This is a genomic window from Pseudomonas sp. 32A, from assembly GCF_052682255.1.
Genome location: NZ_JBQYLY010000001.1, coordinates 3371715 through 3394987, shown reverse-complemented (window position 1 = coordinate 3394987; position 23273 = coordinate 3371715). Strand labels below are relative to the sequence as shown.

The window sequence follows — 23273 nt, the reverse complement described above, 5'->3', positions numbered from 1 at the left end:
GAGAGAGTGCCTGTAATAAATTTTGCTGTTGGATGTGATCGCCACGCTTGCCGTGGCGTCATTACTGGCTCAATTTAGCGGCATCGTCCCGGAAGACCCCAGACTTCATGTCATCGACCTCCTTCAAGCAGTCCATGCGGCGCCTTTGGGCACTGGATAAGTTCAGTTACAGCGTACGGGTATTCATCGCCCTGACCGGCAGCATGGCGCTGTGCTGGTACCAGAATGAAATGGCGCTGCTGATCCCGCTGTTCCTGGGGATTATCGCCAGCGCCCTGGCCGAGACCGATGACAACTGGCAAGGCCGGCTCAACGCCCTGGCCGTGACACTGGTGTGCTTCAGCACCGCCGCGCTTTCTGTCGAACTGCTCTTCCCCTACCCCTGGATCTTCGCGATCTTCCTGGCGCTCTCCAGCTTCGGCCTGACCATGCTCGGTGCCCTCGGCGAGCGTTATGGGGCGATCGCTTCGGCCACCCTGATTCTCTCGGTCTACACCATGATCGGCGTGGACCAGCGCGGTGGTGCGGTCACGGACTTCTGGCATGAACCCTTGCTGCTGGTGGCCGGCGCCGCGTGGTATGGCGCGCTGTCGGTGCTGTGGCAGGTGCTGTTTTCCAACCAGCCGGTGCAGCAGAGCCTGGCGCGGTTGTTTCGTGAGCTGGGGCGTTACCTCAAGCTCAAGTCCTCATTGTTCGAACCGATCCGCCAACTGGATGTGGAAGCGCGGCGCCTGGAACTGGCGCAGCAAAATGGCCGGGTGGTGGCAGCATTGAACGCGGCTAAAGAGATCATCCTGCACCGGGTCGGCAATGGCCGCCCGGGCTCCAAGGTCAGCCGCTACCTCAAGCTGTATTTCCTGGCCCAGGACATCCACGAACGCGCCAGCTCCTCGCACTACCCTTACAACGCACTCGCCGAGGCCTTCTTCCACAGCGATGTGCTGTTCCGCTGCCAGCGCCTGCTGCGCCAGCAAGGCAAGGCCTGCCAGACCCTCGCCGAATCGATCCAGATGCGCCAGCCCTTCGTCTATGACGACAGCTTTGCCGAAGCCCTGGGCGACCTGAATGCCTCCCTGGAACACCTGCGCATCCAGAGCAACCCGGCCTGGCGCGGCCTGCTGCGCTCCCTGCGTGCCCTGGCCGCCAACCTGTCGACCCTGGACCGCCTGCTCGGCGACGCCGCCAACCCCGACAGCCTGGCCGATGCCACCGACAGCAGCCTGCTGGACCGTGCACCGCGCAACCTCAAAGAGATGTGGACCCGCCTGCGCACGCAGCTGACACCAACCTCCTTGCTGTTCCGCCACGCCCTGCGCCTGCCCCTGGCACTGAGCATCGGCTATTGGATGGTGCACTTGATTCACCCATCCCAGGGCTACTGGATCATCCTCACCACCCTGTTCGTGTGCCAGCCGAACTACGGTGCCACCCGGCGCAAACTGGGCCAGCGGATCATCGGCACCGCCATCGGGCTGACCATCGCCTGGGCGCTGTTCGACCTGTTCCCCAACCCGCTGATCCAGTCAATGTTCGCCATCGCTGCCGGCCTGGTGTTCTTTATCAACCGCACCACGCGCTACACCCTGGCAACCGCTGCGATCACGCTGATGGTGCTGTTCTGCTTCAACCAGGTGGGCGATGGCTACGGGCTGTTCCTGCCACGGCTGTTCGATACCTTGCTCGGCAGCCTGATCGCCGGGCTGGCGGTGTTCCTGTTCCTGCCGGACTGGCAGGGCCGACGCCTGAACAAGGTGCTGGCCAACACCCTGACCTGCAACAGCATCTACCTGCGCCAGATCATGCAGCAGTACGCCGCCGGCAAGAGCGACGACCTGGCTTACCGCCTGGCCCGGCGCAACGCCCACAACGCCGACGCCGCACTGTCCACCACCCTGGCGAATATGCTGATGGAGCCGGGGCATTTCCGTAAGGAAGCGGATGTGGGGTTCAGGTTCCTGGTGCTGTCCCACACGCTGCTCAGCTACCTGTCAGGGCTGGGTGCGCACCGGGAAACCCAATTGCCGGCGGAGGTGCGCGAGCACTTGATCGAAGGCGCCGGGAAGACGCTGGCGGCGAGCATCGACGAGATCGCCACAGGACTGGCCAACAAGCAGCCGATCGCGATTCAAAGTGATGCGGAAGAAGCCTTGGCGGTCGACCTGGAGCAGATGCCGGACGAGATTGATGAAGGACAGCGGTTGGTGCAGACGCAGTTGGCGTTGATCTGCCGGCAACTGGGGCCGTTGCGCACGTTGGCGGCGCACCTGATCAAAGACACCAGCGCGGATTAAATCGCTATCGCGGGCAAGCCCAGCTCCCACAGGAGTACTCGGTCAACTGTGGGAGCCGGGCTTGCCCGCGATGGGGCCCTCCAAAACACTACATCCCGTGCTGTTTCATCAACCGCGCATAACTGCCATCCACTTTCATCCTGGCAATCTCCCGATCAAACCCGGCAACAATCTGCTCATGCTGCGGATTTTTCAGGCTGACCAGAATGTGCAGGCTGTTTTCGCTCAACGGTACCGGCAAAAACTCCACCGCATTGCGCACCGTGGCGGACTCCCGCGCCAGGTAGTAACGGGCGACGAATTCATCTTCCACCGTCAGCCGGACCCGCCGCGCCGCCAACATCCGCACGGCCATGGCGAAGTTATGCACCGGGACTTTCTGCAATTGCACATCGGCGTCGAACGCCGCCGAATAGGCGTACCCACGCACCACCGCGACGGGATAATCGTGCAATTGCTCCAGGTTCTGGTACTCGATGGGGTCATCCCGACGTTTTAGAAACAGCACCCGATTGAGCAGGTATTCGCCGGAAAACTGCCCCAACTGAGTTCGCGCGTCGTCGTACCAGGCGTTGATGAGTACGTCGTAACGCCCGTCGCCCACCCCCATTAGCGCGCGGGCCCAGGGCACCTGTTCAAAGTCACTGGCGAAGCCGGCGCGGGCCAGGGCGGTGGTGACGATATCGGTGGCCAACCCACCATTGATCAGGGTGGCATCGGTAAACGGCGGCCAGGCATCCGCTACCAGGCGCAAACGTTCTGCCGCCGCCGTCTGGGCCAGCAACAACAAACCGATCAAAGCAACGGCACGAGAAAATCGCGGCATGCTCAAGTCCTTGGCGGGCGTTCTATGGCCTGACCTCAGGGTTGAACCCGAGGGTTTAACAGTAGCTCATCAATGAGCCTGTACTGCAGATTACACAAAGACGACAGCGGCGCACGCACAGAATGATGGCAAATTGATCTCACTCACAAAAACGGCGTAATTTAGACACCCGCCCCCCACGCGCTTACTATCCTGACCAGACAATCAGCCGAGAAAACACCATGACAGTCGAATGGGTCTGCAAACACCACAGTGATCTGGGCAAGGAGCAGCTGTACGCCATTTTGCGCCTGCGCTCGGAGGTCTTCGTGGTCGAGCAGAAATGCGTCTACCAGGACATCGATGGCCAGGACCTGGACGGTGACACCCATCACCTGATGGCCTGGAGCGACGGTCAACTGCAGGCCTACCTGCGCCTGCTGGATCCAGAATCCCAGGGCGGCGATGTGGTGATCGGCCGGGTGATCGTTGCACCGAGTGCACGGGGCACCGGGCTGGGCCACCAGATGATGGATGAAGCCCTCAGGCAGGCGGAGAAACAGTGGCCCGACGTGCCGATCTATCTGTCGGCCCAGGCGCATTTGCAGGGGTATTACGGGCGGTACGGGTTTGTGGTGGCGGGTGAGGAATACCTGGAGGATGACATTCCACATATAGGCATGCGCCGTCCCTAGGCACTGGGCTTTTGTGGCGAGGGGGCTTGTCCCCCGTTGGGCTGCGAAGCGGCCCCAAAAAAAGCGGGAGCGCTACGCACTCCAACGGGGGACAAGCCCCCTCGCCACAGGAAAAGCCTCCTCGCCGCAGGCTCAGGGGTAACCCAACACCTGTTTAATGCTCGCCAGGTTCGCCTCGATCCAGCGCCGATCAATCGCGCCCCAATCACGAATCCGATAGCGCCCGGCATGGTTGCGGGCGCCGTCTTCCTGCTCAAACTCACACACAATGTCCAGGTCCGCCAACGCCGCAATCGTGTCCTGGGCGGTGCGCCGGGGCATGCCCGTGACTTCGGTCAATGCCGGGACGCTGCTGGCCAACTGGCTGTCGATCAGATACGCCACATACAGGCGCCGGTAGAAGCTGCTTTTGGTCTTGCTCACATCCATGCTCGATCGCCTTTGAAGATTAGGGCTTGCCCTGCAGGTCCCGCCAGGTCAGGTATACCCGCAGGTCGAATTCCACCTGATGGTAGCCCGGCAGCATGTATTCACAGAGTTTGTAGAACGCCTTGTTGTGGTCCGACTCTTTGAAGTGCGCCAGCTCGTGTACCACGATCATGCGCAGAAACTCCGGCGCGGCTTCCTTGAACAGCGAGGCGATGCGGATTTCTTTCTTCGACTTGAGGTTGCCACCCTGCACCCGGGAGATGGTGGTGTGCAGGCCGAGGGCGCGGTGGGTCAGGTCCAGGCGGTTATCGAACAGCACTTTGTCGATGGCCGGGGCATTGCGCAGGTGTTCCTGCTTCAGGGCTTGGGCGTAGCTGTACAGGGCTTTGTCGCTCTGCACGCCATGACGCTCGGGGTAACGCTGGGTCAGGTAGTCGCCGAGTTGGTCCTTGGCAATCAACTGGCGCACTTGCTCCTGCAATGCTGCGGGGTAGGCCTGGAGGTATTTCAGCGCAGTCATGGGGTCAACAACGGGGATTTGAATGGGCGCCAGTGTAGCGAATTCAGCGCAGTGCTGCGCGTTGGTGCCAGTCGGCAATTTCATCGGCCATCAACGGTGGCGCTATCTGCGGCCCCTGGATGAACTGGCAACCATTGGCCTTTAGCCACTCCGCTTGCTCCTGGGTCTCGACGCCCTCGGCAATCACCAGCAGGTCGAAGTGCCGGCACAGTTCGATAATGCTCCGCGTCATCGCCGCATCCCGGGATGAGCCTGGCAGGCGGGCGACCAGCTTAGGGTCGAGCTTGAGGGTGTCGAACTCCAGGTCCCGCAGGTGCGCCAGGGAGCAGTTACCCGCGCCGAAGTCATCGAGGGCGATCCGCACCCCTGCCCGGCGCAACAGCTTGAGCTGCTTGGTGGACTCGTCCAGGTTGTGCATCAGGCTTTCTTCGCTGATCTCCACCTCAAGCTGCCGGCCTTGCAGCCCATGTCGCTCGAGTACCTGCTGCAGCTGGCTGGCCAGGTTCGGCATATTGAACTGGCTGCTGCTCAAACTCACGCTCAGCACCAGCCCGTCGCTGAACACCGCTTTCCATTCCTGCCGCTGGGCGGCCACCTGCTGATAGATCCACGAGCTTAATTGGCTGATCAGCCGCGCTTCTTCCAGCAACGGCAGAAACAGCCCCGGCGGCACATCGCCGACACTCGGATGCTGCCAGCGCAATAGCGCTTCGACGCCCCGCAAGTGACCGTCGTGCAGCGAGACCTGCGGCTGGTACACCAGGGTGAAATCCTTGCTGTCGATGGCGTTGCGCACGCTGTCTTCGAGCATCAGCCGCGAGCGGGCCCGGCCGTTCATTTCCTGGTCGTAATAGCGATATTGCTGACGCCCGGCGCGCTTGGCCTCGTACATGGCAACGTCGGCAGCCCGCAGCAGGCCGTTGAGGTCCGAGCCGCAGTCCGGAAAGGTGGCGATGCCGATACTGACGCCCAGCATCACATCCAAACCGTCGACCTGCTGACAGATCGACACCCGCTCGATCAGTTTTTCCGCAATCTTGGCCGCCTGCTCCGGGAATTCCAGCTCCAGCAGCGCGGTGAATTCATCCCCGCCCATGCGGCCAAGAATGTCGTAGGAGCGCAGGCACGCTTTCAACTGCTCCGAGACCCAGCGCAGCACCCGGTCACCGGCGTCGTGCCCCAGGGAATCATTGACCCGCTTGAACCCGTCGAGGTCCAGGTACAGCAGCACCAGCGACTGTTCGCTACGCTCACTGCGCAACAGCACATTCTCCACCGCCTGGTGAAACCCGCGCCGGTTGAGCAAGCCGGTCAGCGGGTCGGTAACCGCCTGGAACTCCAGCTGCTGATGCAGATGACGCACCTCGGACATGTCCAGCACCGTGACCACCATGGCTTTCTGCTCGGCCGGCAGCGGCGCACACGACATCGCCACCGGCAGCTGCTGGCCGGGCGCGGTACGCAAGATCGCGTCGTGCAGGCGCCAGGTTTCGCCGCGCTTGTAGCCTTCGTACAAGGCCGAATCAGGCCAGCCAGGCACGTGGGGCTTTTGCAGAAAAGCGAGGAACTCGGCGCCCTGCAACTCGGCGACCGGCGCATTCAGCAGCCGCGAAATCGCCGGGTTGGCGTAGCTGATCACGCCGTCCTCGCCCACCACCAGGATGCCTTCGGCGGCGTTGTCGAGCACCGAAGCATTGAAGGCGCGGGCGGACTCCAGGTCATGACTCAGGCGCTGCAAGGCCCGGCGATTACGCTGGTGCTCCAGCAGGGCCTGGACCTTGGGCTTGAGGATATTGGGATCGAAGGGTTTGAGCAGGTAGTCGATCGCGCCGCTGGCATACCCTTCCAGCACCGCCGCCGGCGATTGGGCGTGGGCGCTGAGAAAGATGATCGGGGTCATTTGCGTGCGCTGGCTGCCGCGCATCAGCCGGGCGACTTCAAAACCGTCCATGCCGGGCATCATCACATCCAGCAACACCAGGTCGACGTCATGCTCCAACAGTAATCCCAGGGCTTCAATCCCGGACGCCGCCGTCACCACATGCCAGTCTTCACGCTGCAATAGTGCACGCATGCTGATCAGGTTCTCGGGATAGTCATCGACCACCAAAAGCACTGAACAACCATCGCGAGGCTTGATTGGAGCGCATTCCATTGCTGCTTCTCTTTCGTCGGCGTCACTCCGGTCATTTTTGCGACAAAACCGGATAAACAATAAGGGCTCACTCTATCCCTGGATCCCATAAAGCAGAAGCCACGGCGGTGCCATCATTGCGCCAAAGTCCAGCCAACCGACTAACGGTCAGTGTCTACAGCCCCCGGTTTATGGGAAACATGGCTTTTTGACATTTGTCTGACGCCAACAAACCGCCACAAAATCATTAACAATCCATTTCGAGCCACCTATAAAGAAAGTGCCGGCCCCCGAGCCAAGGCCTTCTCTCCCCGTTAAAGGCGTATTCAATGATTGATCTGTCCACCTGGAACTTGAGCATCCCCGTCGGCTCCCCGCCCTCGACCATCGACACCCCGAAACTGCTCAGCGGGTTCAAGGACCAATACTTCCAGGCCGAAGGCAGCAGCGTGCAATTCTGGACGCCGGTCACCGGCACGCGTACCGAAAACGCCGTCTACCCCCGTAGCGAACTGCGGGAAACCTACGCCGACGGCCGCCTGCGCAACTGGCTGTACAGCGACGCCGACAACTACCTGCGCGCCACGTTGGCGGTCAACAAGGTGCCGTCCTCCGGCAAGGTGGTGATCGGTCAAATCCACGCCTACGAAAGCCAGAAGCCACTGATCAAGGTCGAGTACCAATACAAGGAAAAAACCCAGACCGGCAACATCGTCGCCAAGGTACGCATGCGCCCCGACGAGTCGGAAGGCCGGGTGATCATCGTCGCCGAGAACGTACCGCTGGACCGCGACTTCACCTATGTCATCCACCTGAACAAGGCCGGATTGTTGAGCGTCGACGCTGCCAATGGGCAATGGAACGAACGCATCGGCGCTGCGTGGGGCAAACAACCGCTGTACTTCAAGGCCGGTGCCTACGTGCAGGACAACAGCGGCAATAGCAAGGAAGGGGCTCGGGTGACGTTTGCGAAGCTGGATATTGATCACGAGTGAGACTGGCGGCTCGTAGGCACAGTCCTAAAGACTTAAGGATCATTCGGCGCTCAACAACAATCCATTAAACACCACTGATCCCTGTGGAAGCTGGCGGTGCGACGATTCGACTTGCCCGCGATGGCGGTGTATCAGCCAAGTTATTCTTCGACTGGCACACCGCCATCGCGGGCAAGCCCGGCTCCCCACAAGGGTTCCGCGTCCTACGGGGCCGTTGCGGTGAATCGGAGCGCCGCTTATAGTTCGCCCCGTCGCCGGCATTGAACGGCGATAGGGTTTCGCAGCCCTACAGAGTTAATACCGTACCCGTCAAAATACGGCATAGGCAGCCCTGCCAATGCTCGGCTTTTTATGGCGGTTGTACGTGGGAGACCTTCGGGTCTGCCGGGTCTTAACTCCTCGGTCTGCGAACCCGCGTACAGCTGCCACCCTATTTGTTTCGCAGCAAACGGTGGCCAATTTTCTTTTGAGTTAAGGATTTGCCATGAAGCCACAACTCCCGCCCCGCCGTTTCACCCCTTGCACCGAAACAGCCACCGAATACCCCGTACTCCTGATCGACAGCGAAGCTCCGCTACCGGACCTGCACGCCTGCCTGCGTGAACGCCTCAACGCCGCCCTCGAACACCTCAACCTGATGGCCTGCTCCAGCCTGCCCGATTTTGCGGAGCGTGACCTGAACCACGTAGCCAACACCGCCCGCATCCTGCTGCAGGATGTAAGCGACGTATTCCGCGTCATCGAACATCGCGGCTTCGACACGCCCACAGCCGCCTGATCAAATTTCAGCCACAAACGCCCGCATCGCTGCGGGCGTTTTTCAGCATTGTTCAATGCCTTTCCAAAAAATGCCCGCTACAAACACAGAGAGCGGGCAATCCTCTGCATTAGATCAAGATAGTCATCCTTGAACGATTTCATCTTTGGCCTTATTAAACACAATTGTATGCCCTTCAGATTCATAAACACCCTGAACTGTTCCGTACAGTCTGTTAAAGTTTTTATCATCACACCTTAAGGTGCACTTATCGAAGATCATATCCAGCCAGATGTTACTTGACTCGCCGGTCCAGTGCAGCGAACCACTATACAGACTGTGCCCCAACCACTGCCCTTTACCATAACGCCCAATGATAGTGCCTTCATCCCAATCAGCGGACTTAATAAAAAGCGTGTAGTAGGTATTATTCACGGGCTCACTAAAATAAGAGCCTTGAAGATTAGTAATTTCTTTCATGATGCAGACCTCACCTTGATTAATGTTCGAAACAATCAAATAGTCTTTCAGCCATATCGCTCTCAACACTCAACACTGTTTACCCACCGGCGTTAAAACTCACACGAGGCTTGGTAGGACCTGAGCCCCTTGGTAAACGTCGTCATCGCAGTTAACAAGCACAGGGAAGGGGCTCAAATCCAGCTATCCCGGGTGAGGCCCATTGTTTACACTGCACGAATCACTCCTTATGAAAAACCACTTCACTTAGAATGCCGGTCTGTTTATCGTAAAGCTGGCCGGATAGTTTTTTGTACGTTTGATCAGCGGATAATAAAGTACATGCCACATTACTATCAAACGTCAGGTTCAAAACTGATTCATTGCTGGCCGGAAGCCGCTTGAACCCGCTCTTAACCATGGCAGTTTGTGGAGATTGATTTTTGCCCCAAGAAGCTTCGATGGCACCCGTCCAATTATCAGCATAAATAATCATAAAGCTATAGTAATCATTTTGCGGAGTAACATCTGAACGATAGACACCTTGCACTTCCAAACATGGATTTGAATTTGCCATAATCACACCCTCAGCGCTGAATTAGAAAAACGCACACTCACAAAAATTATATTCATATGGACTTTGACGTCACCTGTGAAACCTCACAGTTTTTTATACCTTTTTGCACTTGGCACTATAGCGAGAAAAAAGCCCGCATCGCTGCGGGCCTATTCTTAAGGGGACAGATCTATTTGTCGAACTATCTGACGCACTACAACGAGGGCAGTTGACGGGCAATTCAGTTTTTGTAGATGAGATTGAGAAAATCACGGGGTTGCGTATCACCAATCGCGGGCTGGGTAGGCCATGGCAATTTAAATAAATCCGCCCCTTTATCGGCTGCCCCTTTATTTACCCTTTAATCCTTTATCCCTTTAATTCTGAATGCAACGGGCTGATGGGCACCGACTTTAACGAAAAATAGAACAAATAATTCTATCTATTATAACGAAAACATCCTAAAAACTGTCAAATTTCACAGGTTCCGCTAAAGCTGAAACTAGCTAAGATAAACATGTAACAAGAAGAAAGTGAAAAGCCGAGGTAAATAAATCTGACTCATTTTTCACTTGCATATTCAAAACCATTAAAAAGGATATCTAAAATGCCCTTATTTGGAGTAGGAAAATTCGTAGACAACTCCCGCCGGACAGACTGGTCTATTCCACCACGTGTAGAGGGTCCTGTTAGCGGAGATACCAGACCTACAGAGTGGCATCCACAAGGTTGTGAATGCGATCATTGCAAAAGAACTGGCTCCAATAGATGGCAGCCGGGCCCTCCAGGCAAAACTTCAACGACAGTAAAAACTTCTTCATTTGGTACAGTAAATATCTATAGTTTAACTAACGCAGGGGAAACGCTGAAAGACATGATACGTCAGGCGGGCAATGAAGTTAAACAGGTGGTGGGTTACATCCAGACCCAGAACCCAGGTAAAAAATTTGAAGTAAGCGTCCTTTTGAACTACTACGAAAACGCAGATATTTACGATCCTGATTTTTTTATGATCACGGCAGACCAAATGTTCGGTGATTCAACAGAACTTGAATGCACAGAAGGTCGAGTTCAGTTTTCAGACAGCGGCACCCAATATAATTTATGGGTAAAATGCAGAAAACTATAAAAAAGATGACACCCGATGTCGTTTTTAAACATAATTGCGTCGCGGGCCATAATGAAATTATTAGAATGGAAACAAATCATTGAAAGTTTCAACTCAATGGTGAGTCTATACCGGTGCAAATACATCGGGGGGGACACCCTCAACAACAGAATAAGACTGACCATCGCCGAGAGAGACTCGACGAAAAATCAGTTCATTGATAACTTATTCAGTAGTCGGTGCGCTACAGGTAATGCTCAATAAAAAAGCCCGCATCGCTGCGGGCTTCTTTTTTAAACGCCTAAGGCTTAGTTCACCTTTGGCTTAAGGGGACTGTCTTATGGGGACAGATTTATTTGTCGAATTAACTGACACTTTCCTGCCACCCGTACCACGCCCCATCAGCTCTCCAAACACTTGAAGGAGCATTTTCCCAATCAAATTGCGACACGTTGTTCTCAGATCACTGTTTTTCCGCTGCTATACTTTCATCTCTCTACACGGACGTAGGAGGTCAAATGCCAGAATGGCGCGACTGGTACTGCCTAATTACCCACCCCATGTGGTTCAACGTGGTCATAACAAGCAGGTCGTCTTTGCTGATGCAGCAGATTTCGAAAACTACCTCGCAAAACTGCGGGAGCTGAAACAAGCATTAGCAGTGAAGGTGTACGCCTTTTGCCTGACGACTAATCATGTACACCTCTTGCTAGATCCGGGTGATGACCCTACTGCGTTAGCCAAGCTAATGAAGGTCTTAGGCGCACGTACCACGCGTTACCGCAACCGACTGGAAGGTCGCACGGGCACGCTTTGGGAAAGTCGATACCGTTCAAGCATTGTTCAGAACGGAACCCATCTGCTCGCGTGTACCCGATACATTGAACTCAATCCAATCCGAGCCAGGATGGTGGCACACCCACGCAACTATCCGTGGTCCAGCTTCAATACACGTTTCGACACAACGCCCGGGGCCGACTGGCTGGATGAGGTCCCTTGTTTTGAATCGGCGGGTCTAGTGCCTGATGAAAAGCGAGCACGCTACGCCACCCTTATTGAGCAGGGGGTTCCAACATCTGAAATTCAGTTGATCAGGGACGCATTACAACGAGGGCAGTTGACGAGCAATTCAGTTTTTGTATATGAGATTGAGAAAATTACAGGGTTGCGTATCACCAATCGCGGTCGGGGTAGGCCATGGTGATTTAAATAAATCCGCCCCCTTTATCGCTATTTCTTAGTTATTACCACCATAACAAAAAATTCTTAAAAACTGTCATATTTTACAGGTGCCGATAAAGCTAACGCTATTTACTATTGAACACGCCACAAGCAAAAAGTGAAGAAGCAAAGATAAATTAATATGTTTCATTATTTACTTCCCCCCAAATTTTTCACTCAGGAAAAATACCATGACGGAATATAATCAAGCTGAATCATTCAAAGGGGTACTTTACGTATCTGGCAGCAAACCCGAAGCTTTTATGTGTTTCCAAGACATAAAAATTGGCAGTTACTACTCTGGCAACCGAGTCACAGCAACATCCGTACCAACAGCGGAACTTGTCGACGTAAGCAATTTGTTTGTAAACTCCTGCAATGGAGTTAAAGTTACATATTTCCTATTCAAAAGGCTACAGGATAAGTCCTATCATATTCAATGCTGCAACGGGCCGTATGCAGGTAAATACCTAAGCACTGACCTGAACAGTGGAAAAATTTATACAAGCGACAACCCTGACTATGCTTTCAAGCTGCAATATAACGGGGTAAATATCGATGCTAGTACCTCATCAAATGACGGCAATGACGTCGCCTTGGTCGCATGGTATGGGAGAGTTGAATTAGGTGCCAAAACGACAGTGTCTGGCACTAATCAATATACCGCTGAAGTTAATATAAGCTCAGGCGCACAGGGGGTAGGCGCATTCAAATTGCGCTTCACGAAGAAAAATACATTAGACATCAACTAAACATCAGGTAATTCAATAACAGAAACAAAGGGGACAGATTTATTTAATCTGCTCCCCTACTCGCTCCATGGAGTTACTCACTATATGCAGCCCTAAACTTTTTGGTTGACACAACTGACTGCTAATTACACTCAGCCAACTCGGCTAGGGATTTAACGTCGATTCGGTTATCAACTATTTCAGGCGCCATCCCTAAGGCCGCTGTGACTCTAGAAACCGTACATAACGCTACATTTTTCACCAGCCTCTAGCGCCACAATGGTCTTTCGACTGCAACTCGCCCTCTGCGCCAATTGCTGCTGGCTATAGCCTTTAGGCGCAATTGACGAAGCCTTTCAGCAAACACTGCCGGTTTGTACAGAACCATACCTGTCACCATAACGGACTTTTGAGGCCTACCCTATACGGCTATTTCCAACAGGTACGCTCCTCAAGACGGCTGGAAGCTGAGTGCCAGCGCAACGTTGAAGTTATGTGGCTGCTGGGTCGATTAGCTCCCGATTTTAAAACCATCGCCGATTTTCGCCGCGACAACAGCGCAGCGTTTGTTGCGACATGCCGCGCGTTTGTTCGGTTTTGTCGGGGAGCAGGCCTGATTGCTGGCGACTTGGTGGCTATCGATGGCAGCAAGTTCCCGGCCGTGGCTGCAAACCGAAAACACATCACCCCCAAAAAGCTGCAGCAGCATGAAACAAAGCTCGACAAGCAAATTGCTTACTATCTGGCTCAACTGGATGAAGCGGATCGTGGCGAGCAGGGAGAGGCCATTGAGCGATCTGCCGTGCAGGCTGCGCTTGAGGAGTTGAAGGTAAAAAAGGCCAATAGCCAGACCTGCCAAGTGCTGATGCAAGCTCAAGGTCTGGTACAGCACGTGGTAGGTGAGTCCGACGCGCAAAAAATGCGTACCCCGACAGGCTCACGCATTTCTTATAACGTACAAAGTGCGGTCGACGCGAAACACTGCTTGATCGGGCATCACGAAGTGACCCAGGACGGCGCCGATAACCGTCAGCTTGAGGCGATGGCCAAAGCGACCCAAGAAGCCCTGGAACAGAACAAACTCCGCGTCACAGCCGATGCAGGTTACTCCAACGGCGCCCAGTTTCAGGCGTGTGAAGACGCAGGTATCACGCCCTTTGTCCCGCCTAATCGGGCGGTAAATACCAAGGGGGTGAAGAACATAGCTTTAATCGCACGCTTTTCAATTACGACGAGGAAAGCGACCGCTACCAATGCCCAAACGGCAAGTTACTCACGCTTAAAGCCCCCAACAAAGGCGACCGGATTTATCACGCCGAAGTTGATGACTGCGCTGCCTGTCCGTTGAAAAGCCGATGTACCAAAGCTGAACGCCGATACGTCTCGCGTCATGCCCACGAAGCCGCATTTGAACGAATGGAACAACGTATGAAGGCTAACCCCGGCATGATGGCCAACCGCCGATCCATTGTCGAACACCCGTTTGGGAACTTGAAGCAATGGGTTTTCGGCAACGCCAGGTTTCTGCTGCGTCAACTGAAAGGCACTCGAACGGAAATGGCGCTTGCGATACAGGCATACAACCTGAAACGAGCCATAAACGTGCTGGGTATGCGGGGAATGATGGCGTTGATGGGCTGAGAAGCCCTTTTGTTTTCAAAACCCGGAAAAGCAATGCCCCGACGAGTCGGGGCATTTGCTTTCAACCGGTGCAGACTGCGTTTTCACACAACCTGTCTCGACGGTTTTTTATCAAAGCAGTTGAACGGCTTAGACTTAGTTCACCTTAGCGTTCAACTCACCTTTCAAATACCGCTGGTACATCGCTTCCAGGGAGATCGGCTTGATCTTCGAAGCATTGCCCGCAGTACCGAAGGCTTCATAACGCGCGATACATACGTCACGCATGGCCGTCACGGTAGCGCCGAAGAATTTACGTGGGTCAAATTCGCTCGGGTTGGTGGCCATCAGGCGACGCATCGCACCGGTGGAGGCCAGGCGCAGGTCGGTGTCGATGTTGACCTTGCGCACGCCGTACTTGATGCCTTCGACGATTTCTTCAACCGGCACGCCGTAGGTTTCTTTGATGTCGCCGCCGTACTGGTTGATGATCGCCAGCCACTCTTGCGGTACCGAGGAAGAACCGTGCATCACCAGGTGGGTGTTCGGGATGCGTTTGTGGATTTCCTTGATGCGGTCGATGGCCAACACGTCGCCGGTAGGTGGCTTGGTGAATTTGTAGGCGCCGTGGCTGGTGCCAATGGCGATAGCCAGGGCGTCAACTTGGGTCTTTTTCACGAAGTCAGCGGCTTCTTCCGGATCGGTCAGCATTTGGCTGTGATCCAGTACGCCTTCAGCGCCGATGCCGTCTTCTTCACCGGCCATGCCGGTTTCCAGGGAACCCAGGCAGCCCAGCTCGCCTTCAACCGAAACGCCGCAGGCGTGAGCCATGGCCACGGTTTGTTGGGTGACGCGTACGTTGTATTCGTAGTCGGTCGGGGTCTTGCCGTCTTCACCCAGGGAACCGTCCATCATCACCGAGCTGAAGCCCAACTGGATGGAGCGCTGGCACACGTCAGGGCTGGTGCCGTGGTCCTGGTGCATGCACACCGGGATGTGCGGGAATTCTTCGATCGCAGCGAGGATCAGGTGACGCAGGAACGGAGCGCCGGCGTATTTGCGTGCGCCGGCCGAAGCCTGGACGATCACTGGAGAGTCAGTCTTGTCAGCGGCTTCCATGATGGCGCGCATCTGCTCAAGGTTGTTGACGTTGAAGGCTGGAACGCCATAGCCGAATTCGGCTGCGTGGTCCAACATCTGGCGCATGCTGATAAGTGCCATTGTGAGTCTCTCTCCCGGTCGAGGGTCGTTAATCGTGCAAGCCTGCCGTAGCGGCGGCTGCTATTCAAGTTATTGAAGGTCAGGCTTTCAATGCCTGGCCTGCTGAATCGTTATTGCTGTCGGGGTTACTGCGCTTTACAGCCGCGCCCGATCAAATCGTCGGTGGCAACCCAGTAAACCAGGCCTTCCTCACCTTTTGTGTGAAACGCCAACTGGCCGTCGCTGTACAGCACGCCCGAAGCCGCCACGTCCTGCTTTAGGCGATACACCTGGTCTGAGCCGCCGAGGCGTACATCCACCTGGGTGCGGGCCTGGTCGGCAAAGCGCCAGTTGACTTGCGCCTGGCTGTCACACGTCCAGGTGGTCCACTTGTCTACCGGCTCTGCCTTCTTGTCGAACATGTTCAGGTTGGTGCATCCGGCCAATAACGCCAGTGCTGCCAGGGCGAAAACGCCTTTCATTGCCAATCCTCAAGCGGCGACCTGCGGCCACCGCTGCTGTCGGTTAGTGAATCAGACCCGTCAAGGGCAACCCTGTTCCTGACCGTTGGGCGCAGAGTCGTATTTCTCCAACCCGTCCGGCCCGATGCGCTTGCTGATCACCGGCATGGTTTCGGCCTGCCAGTCAGCCTGGTAGCAACTCTTGCGCGGCTCAGCCCCGGGCTTATCAGACTCGGGCGCCGCTTCAGGCGTGCTGCCGCAGCCGGCCAACACGCCCGCTGCTATCACCAGTGCCAACGACTTGATCATCGGAATGCTCCTTTTCCTCAGCAAGTGCTTCAGCCCTTCGCTCGGCTTTCCAGCACTTCAACAGCCGGCAGTACCTTGCCTTCGACGAATTCGAGGAACGCACCACCACCGGTAGAAATGTAGGAGATTTGGTCAGCAACGCCATATTTATCGATGGCTGCCAGGGTGTCGCCACCACCGGCGATGGAGAATGCCGAGCTTTCAGCGATGGCATGGGCCAGTACTTTGGTGCCGTTGCCGAACTGGTCGAACTCGAACACACCGACCGGACCGTTCCACAGGATGGTCTGGGACGACTTCAGCAGTTCAGCGAAGTTGGCTGCAGTTTGCGGGCCGATATCCAGGATCATGTCGTCGGCGGCCACATCAGCGATCAGCTTGACGGTGGCTTCGGCGCTTTCAGCGAATTCCTTGGCCACGACTACGTCCACCGGCAGCGGCACGCTGACCTTGGCGGCAATGGCGCGGGCGGTGTCCAGCAGGTCCGGCTCGTACAACGATTTGCCCACCGGGTGACCGGCAGCCGCCAGGAAGGTGTTGGCAATGCCGCCGCCAACGATCAACTGATTGCAGATCTGGCTCAGGCTGTTCAGTACGTCGAGCTTGGTGGAGACCTTGGAGCCGGCGACGATGGCGGCCATCGGTTGGGCCGGAGCGCCCAGCGCCTTGCCCAGTGCGTCCAATTCAGCGGCCAGCAACGGGCCAGCTGCGGCAACTTTGGCAAACTTGGCCACGCCGTGGGTCGAACCCTCGGCACGGTGAGCAGTACCGAAAGCATCCATCACGAACACGTCGCACAGGGCAGCGTATTGCTGGGCCAGTTCGTCGCTGTTCTTTTTCTCGCCCTTGTTGAAGCGCACGTTTTCGAACAGCACGATGTCGCCGGCCTTCACGTCCACGCCGTTCAGGTAGTCGGCAACCAGCGGCACGTCGCGGCCCAGGGCCTTGCTCAGGTACTCGGCTACAGGCTTGAGGCTGTTTTCTGCCGAGAATTCACCTTCGGTCGGACGACCCAGGTGGGAGCAGACCATCACGGCCGCGCCTTTTTCCAGGGCCAGCTTGATGGTCGGCAGCGAAGCCAGGATTCGCGCATCGCTGGTGACAACACCGTCCTTGACTGGGACGTTGAGGTCTTCGCGGATCAGTACGCGCTTACCTTGCAGATCGAGGTCGGTCATCTTCAACACGGTCATGGGTGGCAATTCCTGAGAGCTAAAGTTGTGGAGAGGCTGTTTGCAGATAGTGTTCTGCAACATCCAGCATACGGTTGGCAAAACCCCATTCGTTGTCGAACCACGCCAGGATGTTCACCAGCCGTGGGCCGGAAACGCGGGTCTGGCTGGCATCGACGATGGCCGAATGCGGGTCATGGTTGAAATCACAGCTGGCGTGAGGCAACTCGGTGTAGGCCAACAGGCCTTTGAGCGGGCCGCTGGTGGCGGCGTCGCGCAGGATCCGGTTGACCTCGCCGGCGTCGGTGTCGCTGACGGTTTGCATGGTGATGTCCAGGCAGGACACGTTCACCGTCGGTACCCGTACGGCTTTGGCCTGGATTCGCCCGGCAAGTTCCGGCAACAGTCGCTCGATACCGCGCGCCAGGCCGGTGGACACCGGAATCACTGACTGAAACGCCGAACGCGTACGGCGCAGGTCTTCATGGTGGTAGGCATCGATCACCGGCTGATCGTTCATCGCCGAGTGAATGGTGGTGATCGACACGTATTCCAGGCCGATCGCCTGGTCCAGCAGGCGCAACAGCGGCACACCGCAGTTGGTGGTGCAGGAGGCGTTGGACACCAGCAGTTCGGCGCCGGTCAGGCAATCCTGGTTCACGCCATACACGATGGTGGCGTCGACATCCGCCTCGCTGGCCATCGGCTGGGAGAACAGAACCCGCGGCGCGCCGGCATCGAGAAACCGCTGGCCATCGGCACGGGTGTGGTAAGCACCGGAGCACTCCAGCACCAGGTCGACGTCCAGCGCCGCCCAGTCGATGCCCTCGGGGGTGGCACTGCGCAACACCTTCACGCAGTTGCCATTAATATGCAGACAGTCGTCTTCAACTCGCACTTCGCCGGGGAACCGGCCGTGGGTGGAGTCAAAACGTGTCAGGTATTCGATGCTGGCCATGTCAGCCAGATCGTTGATCGCAACAATTTCAAACCCGGCCGCCGCCCCTCGCTCGAACAGAGCACGCAAGACGCAACGACCAATCCGGCCGTAGCCGTTGAGTGCAACTTTGTAGGGACGCGGTTGAGGCATGGGGTTCTCGCATTGTGGGCGACACAAACCATTGTAGGAGCGAGCTTGCTCGCGAAGAACCCGAGAGCGCCGCGTTAATCCAGAAACGCTGCGTTATCGTTGACGATCTTCGCGAGCAAGCTCGCTCCTACAGTGGGTGCGGCAACCAAAGGGTCACCGCGTTCGAGCTTTTAGTCTTCCAGCAGCTCTTCAGCCTGACCCAGGATGTTTTCCAGGGTGAAGCCGAACTCTTCGAACAACGCTGGCGCCGGCGCCGACTCACCATAGGTGGTCATACCGATCACGCGGCCTTCCAGGCCCACGTACTTGTACCAGTAGTCGGCGTGAGCCGCTTCAATGGCGATACGTGCGCTGACCTGCAACGGCAACACCGATTGCTTGTAGTCGGCATCCTGGGCTTCGAAGACGCTGGTGCACGGCATGGAAACCACACGCACGTTGCGACCGGCAGCGGTCAGCTTGTCGTACGCCTGAACCGCCAGGCCCACTTCGGAACCGGTGGAGATCAGGATCAGCTCAGGCTCGCCGATGCAGTCTTTCAGCACGTAGCCACCACGGCTGATGCCTTCGATCTGCGCCGCGTCGCGGGTTTGGTGCTGCAGGTTCTGACGGGAGAAGATCAGCGCCGAAGGGCCGTCTTTACGCTCGATCGCGTGCTTCCAGGCCACAGCCGATTCGACCGCGTCCGATGGGCGCCAGGTGTCGAGGTTCGGCGTGGTGCGCAGGCTGGTCAGTTGCTCGACCGGCTGGTGCGTCGGGCCGTCTTCGCCCAGGCCGATGGAGTCGTGGGTGTAGACGAAGATCACACGCTTCTTCATCAACGACGCCATGCGTACGGCGTTGCGGGCGTATTCCATGAACATCAGGAAGGTCGCGCCGTAAGGCACCAGGCCGCCGTGCAGGGCGACGCCGTTCATGATGGCGCTCATGCCGAACTCGCGCACGCCGTAGTACATGTAGTTACCGCTGGCGTCTTCCGCCGAGACACCTTTGCAACCTTTCCACAGGGTCAGGTTGGAACCGGCCAGGTCAGCCGAACCGCCGAGGAACTCGGGCAGCAGCGGGCCGAATGCGTTCAGGGTGTTCTGGCTGGCTTTACGGCTGGCGATGGTTTCGCCCTTGGCGGCCACTTCGGCGATGTAGGCCGAGGCTTTTTCCGAGAAGTCGGCAGGCAGGTCACCGGCCAGGCGGCGCACCAGTTCGTTGGCCAACTCCGGGAATTCAGCGGAGTAGGCAGCAAAACGCTGGTCCCACTCGGCTTCGGCAGCCAGGCCGGCTTCCTTGGCGTCCCACTCGGCGTAGATGTCAGCCGGGATTTCGAACGGGCCGTGGTTCCACTTCAGCGCAGCGCGGGTCAGGGCGATTTCCGCGTCACCCAGTGGGGCGCCGTGGCAGTCTTCTTTACCTTGCTTGTTCGGCGAACCGAAGCCGATGGTGGTCTTGCAGCAGATCAGGGTCGGCTGCTCGCTCTTGCGGGCGGTGTCGATGGCGATCTTGATCTCTTCAGGATCGTGGCCGTCGACGTTGCGGATCACTTGCCAGTTGTAGGCTTCGAAACGCTTCGGCGTGTCATCGGTGAACCAGCCTTCGACTTCGCCGTCGATGGAGATGCCGTTGTCATCGTAGAAGGCAATCAGCTTGCCCAGGCCCAGGGTACCGGCCAGGGAAGCGACTTCGTGGGAAATGCCTTCCATCATGCAGCCATCACCCAGGAACACGTAGGTGTGGTGGTCGACAACGTTGTGGTTTGGACGGTTGAACTGCGCAGCCAGCACTTTTTCAGCCAGGGCAAAACCCACGGCGTTGGCCAGGCCCTGGCCGAGTGGACCGGTGGTGGTCTCAACGCCAGGGGTGTAGCCGTATTCCGGGTGGCCCGGGGTGCGGCTGTGGATCTGGCGGAAGTTTTTCAGGTCGTCGATGGTGACGTCGTAGCCGGTCAGGTGCAGCAACGAGTAGATCAGCATCGAGCCATGGCCGTTGGACAGGATGAACCGGTCACGGTCGGCGAACGACGGGTTGCTCGGGTTGTGTTTCAGGTAGTCACGCCAAAGTACCTCGGCGATATCCGCCATGCCCATCGGGGCACCGGGATGGCCGCTGTTGGCTTTTTGCACGGCATCCATGCTGAGGGCACGAATGGCGTTGGCACGCTCACGACGGCTGGGCATCGCTGATCTCCTGGAGGTTGAATAAAAGAAACGGAAAAAAGGATCGGCATTTTCCCTCAGCCACCGCCCTCGGGGCAATGACAGATAGTCACTTGAGGGTGTTTTTCCTGCGGATAGGCTGGAGAAACCGCTGACCGCTTCGTCTATGGGTTATAGCGGCTGCTTATAACCACCGATTATCGACCAATATCAAAACTTTTTGATATTGCCCTTGCGGGGTTTTCCCACCGTCACTAGACTGCTGGCCTTATGAACCTGAGCGCATCTTCCATTCGCCCCGACGACAGCGACGAGCTGGCAGCCCTGTGCAAGGCCGGCGGTGATCCGTTGCGCCTGAATGTACTGCGCGCGCTGACCAACGATTCGTTCGGGGTGCTGGAGCTGGCGCAGATCTTTGCCATCGGCCAGTCCGGCATGAGCCATCACTTGAAGGTACTGGCCCAGGCCGACCTGGTGGCAACCCGCCGTGAAGGCAATGCGATTTTTTACCGTCGTGCCCTGCCCCACACTGAACAGTTGGGCGGCAAGCTTCACGCTGCGCTGCTGGAAGAAATAGACAGCCTGGCCCTCCGGCCGACGTGCAGTCGCGCATCAGCCAGGTGCACGGGCAACGCGCTGCGGCCAGCCAGGACTTTTTCTCACGGGTAGCCGAGAAATTTCGCGCCCAGCAGGATCTGATCGCCGGCTTGGCGCAATACCGCGAAAGCGTGCTGGCACTTTTGGACAAGCTGAGCTTCAGTGATGAGGCAACAGCGGTTGAAGTGGGCCCCGGTGACGGTGGTTTTCTGCCGGAGCTGGCGCGGCGCTTTCATCAGGTCACGGCGCTGGACAACAGCCCGGCGATGCTGGAGCTGGCCCGCCAACTGTGTGAGCGCGAGGCACTGGGCAATGTCCACCTGCAGTTGGCGGACGCCCTGAATGACACCAGCCTGCGGGCCGACTGCGTGGTGCTGAACATGGTCCTGCACCATTTCGCCGCCCCTGCAGACGCCCTCAGGCAGATGGCGAATTTGCTGCAACCAGGCGGCAGCCTGTTGGTCACGGATTTATGCAGCCACAACCAGAGTTGGGCCAGGGAAGCCTGCGGTGATCTCTGGCTGGGTTTTGAACAGGACGATCTGGCCCGTTGGGCCACCGCTGCGGGACTCGTTCCCGGGGAAAGCCTCTATGTAGGTTTACGTAATGGTTTCCAGATTCAGGTCCGCCATTTTCAGCGACCGACTGGCGACACTCACCATCGGTAAATATCAGGAAAACATCGAGATGAGCGAATACTCCCTTTTCACCTCCGAGTCCGTGTCTGAAGGGCATCCGGACAAAATCGCCGACCAGATCTCTGACGCGGTGCTGGACGCCATCATTGCTGAAGACAAGTTCGCCCGAGTGGCGTGCGAGACTCTGGTGAAAACGGGCGTGGCGATCATCGCCGGCGAAGTCACCACCTCTGCCTGGGTAGACCTGGAGCAGATCGTTCGTGACGTGATCATCGACATTGGCTACAACAGCTCCGACGTCGGATTCGACGGCGCGACCTGCGGCGTAATGAACATCATCGGCAAGCAGTCCCCGGACATCAACCAGGGTGTCGACCGTGCCAAGCCTGAAGATCAGGGCGCCGGCGACCAGGGCCTGATGTTCGGCTACGCCAGCAATGAAACCGACGTGCTGATGCCAGCACCGATCACCTTCTCCCACCAGTTGGTGAAGCGCCAGGCCGAAGCCCGTAAATCGGGGGCCTTGCCATGGCTGCGCCCGGACGCCAAGTCCCAGGTGACCTGCCGTTATGAAGGCGGCAAAGTCGTCGCCATCGACGCCGTCGTACTGTCGACCCAGCACAACCCGGACGTGTCCTACAGCGACCTGCGCGAAGGCGTCATGGAGCTGATCGTCAAGCACGTACTGCCTGCCGAACTGCTGACCAAAGACACCCAGTTCCACATCAACCCCACCGGCCAATTCATCATCGGTGGCCCGGTAGGCGACTGCGGCCTGACCGGTCGCAAGATCATCGTCGACAGCTACGGTGGCATGGCCCGTCACGGCGGCGGCGCGTTCTCCGGCAAGGATCCATCCAAGGTTGACCGTTCGGCGGCCTACGCCGGTCGTTACGTGGCCAAGAACATCGTGGCCGCCGGCCTGGCCGAGCGTTGCGAGATCCAGGTGTCCTACGCCATCGGTGTAGCCCAGCCTACGTCGATCTCGCTGAACACCTTCGGTACCGGCAAGATCAGCGACGACAAGATCGTCAAGCTGGTGCGTGAAATCTTCGACCTGCGTCCTTACGCAATCACCACCATGCTCGACCTGCTGCACCCGATGTACCAGGACACCGCGGCCTACGGCCACTTCGGTCGCACCCCAGAGCAGAAGACTGTTGGCAACGACACCTTCACCACGTTCACCTGGGAAAAGACCGACCGCGCCAACGACCTGCGGACCGCCGCCGGCCTGTAATCGCTTTACGGTGTGCACAAAGCCCCGGATGAGCTGTTCCAGGTAAGCCGAAACATCGGGTAAAAAGCCTCGCGGTTGCGGGGCTTTTTTATGCCCGC

At 57.3% G+C, this 23273-nt stretch carries 21 protein-coding genes and 3 pseudogenes; 11 read left to right on the top strand and 13 right to left on the bottom strand.

All coding sequences use genetic code 11. The features are described from left to right. Nucleotides 1-107: 107 nt before the first annotated feature. Nucleotides 108-2291: a YccS family putative transporter gene (gene yccS, locus ACUN0G_RS15480; RefSeq protein ID WP_177025585.1), complete on the top strand. Its 2184-nt coding sequence runs from the start codon at nt 108-110 to the stop codon at nt 2289-2291. Between the two features lie 88 nt (nt 2292-2379). Here the strand turns inward: yccS and ACUN0G_RS15475 are convergent, their stop codons facing one another. After that, complete coding sequence (locus ACUN0G_RS15475; protein ID WP_445573772.1) at nt 2380-3117, bottom strand: substrate-binding periplasmic protein; 738 nt, start codon at nt 3115-3117, stop codon at nt 2380-2382. Between the two features lie 221 nt (nt 3118-3338). Here ACUN0G_RS15475 and ACUN0G_RS15470 point away from each other — a divergent pair, with 221 nt between their 5' ends. Beyond that, nucleotides 3339-3791 (top strand): GNAT family N-acetyltransferase, encoded by a 453-nt coding sequence (locus ACUN0G_RS15470; RefSeq protein ID WP_258342572.1) that lies wholly within the window; start codon nt 3339-3341, stop codon nt 3789-3791. A 132-nt stretch (nt 3792-3923) separates the two neighbouring features. On the opposite strand, the gene ACUN0G_RS15465 is transcribed toward ACUN0G_RS15470, so the two are convergent. Genes ACUN0G_RS15465 through ACUN0G_RS15455 form a run of 3 tightly spaced genes read right to left on the bottom strand, consistent with a single transcriptional unit; the run spans nt 3924 to nt 6895 of the window. Then, nucleotides 3924-4220 carry a winged helix-turn-helix domain-containing protein gene (locus tag ACUN0G_RS15465; RefSeq protein ID WP_008434063.1) on the bottom strand — a complete coding sequence of 99 codons (297 nt, stop codon included), beginning with the start codon at nt 4218-4220 and terminating at the stop codon, nt 3924-3926. A 19-nt stretch (nt 4221-4239) separates the two neighbouring features. After that, complete coding sequence (locus ACUN0G_RS15460) at nt 4240-4740, bottom strand: M48 metallopeptidase family protein (protein ID WP_010167569.1); 501 nt, start codon at nt 4738-4740, stop codon at nt 4240-4242. Between the two features lie 43 nt (nt 4741-4783). After that, on the bottom strand, nt 4784-6895 hold the full coding sequence (locus ACUN0G_RS15455; RefSeq protein ID WP_258342577.1) for a putative bifunctional diguanylate cyclase/phosphodiesterase: 2112 nt from the start codon (nt 6893-6895) through the stop codon (nt 4784-4786). 308 nt (nt 6896-7203) lie between these two features. Here ACUN0G_RS15455 and ACUN0G_RS15450 point away from each other — a divergent pair, with 308 nt between their 5' ends. Both ACUN0G_RS15450 and ACUN0G_RS15445 read left to right on the top strand, forming a co-directional pair. Beyond that, on the top strand, nt 7204-7869 hold the full coding sequence (locus ACUN0G_RS15450) for a polysaccharide lyase family 7 protein (RefSeq protein ID WP_258342578.1): 666 nt from the start codon (nt 7204-7206) through the stop codon (nt 7867-7869). A gap of 484 nt (nt 7870-8353) precedes the next feature. After that, entirely contained in the window at nt 8354-8647 is a 294-nt protein-coding gene (locus tag ACUN0G_RS15445) for a fructose-bisphosphate aldolase (protein WP_445573771.1), read from the top strand. 123 nt (nt 8648-8770) lie between these two features. Here the strand turns inward: ACUN0G_RS15445 and ACUN0G_RS15440 are convergent, their stop codons facing one another. Together ACUN0G_RS15440 and ACUN0G_RS15435 are read right to left on the bottom strand one after the other, a co-directional pair. Then, the gene (locus ACUN0G_RS15440) at nt 8771-9106 is read right to left on the bottom strand and encodes a hypothetical protein (RefSeq protein WP_445573770.1); all 336 of its coding nucleotides are present in this window, start codon (nt 9104-9106) and stop codon (nt 8771-8773) included. 220 nt (nt 9107-9326) lie between these two features. After that, complete coding sequence (locus ACUN0G_RS15435) at nt 9327-9662, bottom strand: hypothetical protein (protein ID WP_445573769.1); 336 nt, start codon at nt 9660-9662, stop codon at nt 9327-9329. A gap of 181 nt (nt 9663-9843) precedes the next feature. Here ACUN0G_RS15435 and ACUN0G_RS15430 point away from each other — a divergent pair. From ACUN0G_RS15430 to ACUN0G_RS15415, 4 genes and pseudogenes are all read left to right on the top strand, one after another. Then, nucleotides 9844-9966, top strand: a pseudogene (locus ACUN0G_RS15430) (transposase); the annotation flags it as partial. Between the two features lie 282 nt (nt 9967-10248). Beyond that, a complete protein-coding gene (locus tag ACUN0G_RS15425; RefSeq protein ID WP_445573768.1) occupies nt 10249-10770 on the top strand; it encodes a hypothetical protein in 522 nt (173 codons plus the stop codon). A 505-nt stretch (nt 10771-11275) separates the two neighbouring features. Then, nucleotides 11276-11953 (top strand): transposase, encoded by a 678-nt coding sequence (locus ACUN0G_RS15420; RefSeq protein ID WP_445573767.1) that lies wholly within the window; start codon nt 11276-11278, stop codon nt 11951-11953. A 208-nt stretch (nt 11954-12161) separates the two neighbouring features. Beyond that, a complete protein-coding gene (locus ACUN0G_RS15415; RefSeq protein WP_445573766.1) occupies nt 12162-12722 on the top strand; it encodes a hypothetical protein in 561 nt (186 codons plus the stop codon). A gap of 209 nt (nt 12723-12931) precedes the next feature. Here ACUN0G_RS15415 and ACUN0G_RS15410 read toward each other — a convergent pair whose 3' ends face one another. Continuing rightward, the gene (locus ACUN0G_RS15410; RefSeq protein WP_445575558.1) at nt 12932-13015 is read right to left on the bottom strand and encodes a hypothetical protein; all 84 of its coding nucleotides are present in this window, start codon (nt 13013-13015) and stop codon (nt 12932-12934) included. Between the two features lie 95 nt (nt 13016-13110). On the opposite strand from ACUN0G_RS15410, the pseudogene ACUN0G_RS15405 reads away from it, so the two are divergent. Then, nucleotides 13111-14342: pseudogene (locus tag ACUN0G_RS15405) on the top strand (IS1182 family transposase); the annotation flags it as partial. A 135-nt stretch (nt 14343-14477) separates the two neighbouring features. On the opposite strand, the gene fba reads toward ACUN0G_RS15405, so the two are convergent. From fba to tkt, 6 genes are all read right to left on the bottom strand, one after another. Beyond that, nucleotides 14478-15542, bottom strand: a complete 1065-nt coding sequence (gene fba / locus ACUN0G_RS15400) for a class II fructose-bisphosphate aldolase (RefSeq protein WP_003177554.1) — start codon at nt 15540-15542, stop codon at nt 14478-14480. Between the two features lie 125 nt (nt 15543-15667). Further along, nucleotides 15668-16003, bottom strand: coding sequence for an MliC family protein (locus ACUN0G_RS15395; RefSeq protein WP_017476464.1), 336 nt, complete (start codon nt 16001-16003; stop codon nt 15668-15670). A 60-nt stretch (nt 16004-16063) separates the two neighbouring features. Continuing rightward, nucleotides 16064-16291, bottom strand: coding sequence for a hypothetical protein (locus ACUN0G_RS15390; protein WP_445573765.1), 228 nt, complete (start codon nt 16289-16291; stop codon nt 16064-16066). A gap of 29 nt (nt 16292-16320) precedes the next feature. Next, nucleotides 16321-17484 carry a phosphoglycerate kinase gene (locus ACUN0G_RS15385; RefSeq protein WP_102605030.1) on the bottom strand — a complete coding sequence of 388 codons (1164 nt, stop codon included), beginning with the start codon at nt 17482-17484 and terminating at the stop codon, nt 16321-16323. Nucleotides 17485-17503: 19 nt separating this feature from the next. Then, the gene (gene epd, locus ACUN0G_RS15380) at nt 17504-18553 is read right to left on the bottom strand and encodes an erythrose-4-phosphate dehydrogenase (protein WP_063026588.1); all 1050 of its coding nucleotides are present in this window, start codon (nt 18551-18553) and stop codon (nt 17504-17506) included. Nucleotides 18554-18723: 170 nt separating this feature from the next. Continuing rightward, a complete protein-coding gene (tkt, locus tag ACUN0G_RS15375) occupies nt 18724-20721 on the bottom strand; it encodes a transketolase (protein ID WP_421551480.1) in 1998 nt (665 codons plus the stop codon). 249 nt (nt 20722-20970) lie between these two features. Between tkt and ACUN0G_RS15370 the strand changes: the two are divergent. Together ACUN0G_RS15370 and metK are read left to right on the top strand one after the other, a co-directional pair. After that, nucleotides 20971-21965: pseudogene (locus ACUN0G_RS15370) on the top strand (ArsR/SmtB family transcription factor). A 19-nt stretch (nt 21966-21984) separates the two neighbouring features. After that, complete coding sequence (gene metK / locus ACUN0G_RS15365; RefSeq protein ID WP_017476470.1) at nt 21985-23175, top strand: methionine adenosyltransferase; 1191 nt, start codon at nt 21985-21987, stop codon at nt 23173-23175. Nucleotides 23176-23273: the final 98 nt, after the last annotated feature.

Bases quoted from the DNA above. Each gene is read 5' to 3' on its own strand.
- ACUN0G_RS15450 (WP_258342578.1), top strand. From the start codon at position 7,204: ATGATTGATCTGTCCACCTGGAACTTGAGCATCCCCGTCGGCTCCCCG.
- ACUN0G_RS15470 (WP_258342572.1), top strand. From the start codon at position 3,339: ATGACAGTCGAATGGGTCTGCAAACACCACAGTGATCTGGGCAAGGAG.
- ACUN0G_RS15420 (WP_445573767.1), top strand. From the start codon at position 11,276: ATGGCGCGACTGGTACTGCCTAATTACCCACCCCATGTGGTTCAACGT.
- ACUN0G_RS15460 (WP_010167569.1), bottom strand. From the start codon at position 4,740: ATGACTGCGCTGAAATACCTCCAGGCCTACCCCGCAGCATTGCAGGAG.
- ACUN0G_RS15425 (WP_445573768.1), top strand. From the start codon at position 10,249: ATGCCCTTATTTGGAGTAGGAAAATTCGTAGACAACTCCCGCCGGACA.
- epd (WP_063026588.1), bottom strand. From the start codon at position 18,553: ATGCCTCAACCGCGTCCCTACAAAGTTGCACTCAACGGCTACGGCCGG.
- ACUN0G_RS15415 (WP_445573766.1), top strand. From the start codon at position 12,162: ATGACGGAATATAATCAAGCTGAATCATTCAAAGGGGTACTTTACGTA.
- ACUN0G_RS15440 (WP_445573770.1), bottom strand. From the start codon at position 9,106: ATGAAAGAAATTACTAATCTTCAAGGCTCTTATTTTAGTGAGCCCGTG.
- yccS (WP_177025585.1), top strand. From the start codon at position 108: ATGTCATCGACCTCCTTCAAGCAGTCCATGCGGCGCCTTTGGGCACTG.
- fba (WP_003177554.1), bottom strand. From the start codon at position 15,542: ATGGCACTTATCAGCATGCGCCAGATGTTGGACCACGCAGCCGAATTC.
- ACUN0G_RS15390 (WP_445573765.1), bottom strand. From the start codon at position 16,291: ATGATCAAGTCGTTGGCACTGGTGATAGCAGCGGGCGTGTTGGCCGGC.
- ACUN0G_RS15455 (WP_258342577.1), bottom strand. From the start codon at position 6,895: ATGGAATGCGCTCCAATCAAGCCTCGCGATGGTTGTTCAGTGCTTTTG.
- tkt (WP_421551480.1), bottom strand. From the start codon at position 20,721: ATGCCCAGCCGTCGTGAGCGTGCCAACGCCATTCGTGCCCTCAGCATG.
- ACUN0G_RS15395 (WP_017476464.1), bottom strand. From the start codon at position 16,003: ATGAAAGGCGTTTTCGCCCTGGCAGCACTGGCGTTATTGGCCGGATGC.
- ACUN0G_RS15475 (WP_445573772.1), bottom strand. From the start codon at position 3,117: ATGCCGCGATTTTCTCGTGCCGTTGCTTTGATCGGTTTGTTGTTGCTG.
- ACUN0G_RS15465 (WP_008434063.1), bottom strand. From the start codon at position 4,220: ATGGATGTGAGCAAGACCAAAAGCAGCTTCTACCGGCGCCTGTATGTG.
- ACUN0G_RS15445 (WP_445573771.1), top strand. From the start codon at position 8,354: ATGAAGCCACAACTCCCGCCCCGCCGTTTCACCCCTTGCACCGAAACA.
- ACUN0G_RS15385 (WP_102605030.1), bottom strand. From the start codon at position 17,484: ATGACCGTGTTGAAGATGACCGACCTCGATCTGCAAGGTAAGCGCGTA.
- metK (WP_017476470.1), top strand. From the start codon at position 21,985: ATGAGCGAATACTCCCTTTTCACCTCCGAGTCCGTGTCTGAAGGGCAT.
- ACUN0G_RS15435 (WP_445573769.1), bottom strand. From the start codon at position 9,662: ATGGCAAATTCAAATCCATGTTTGGAAGTGCAAGGTGTCTATCGTTCA.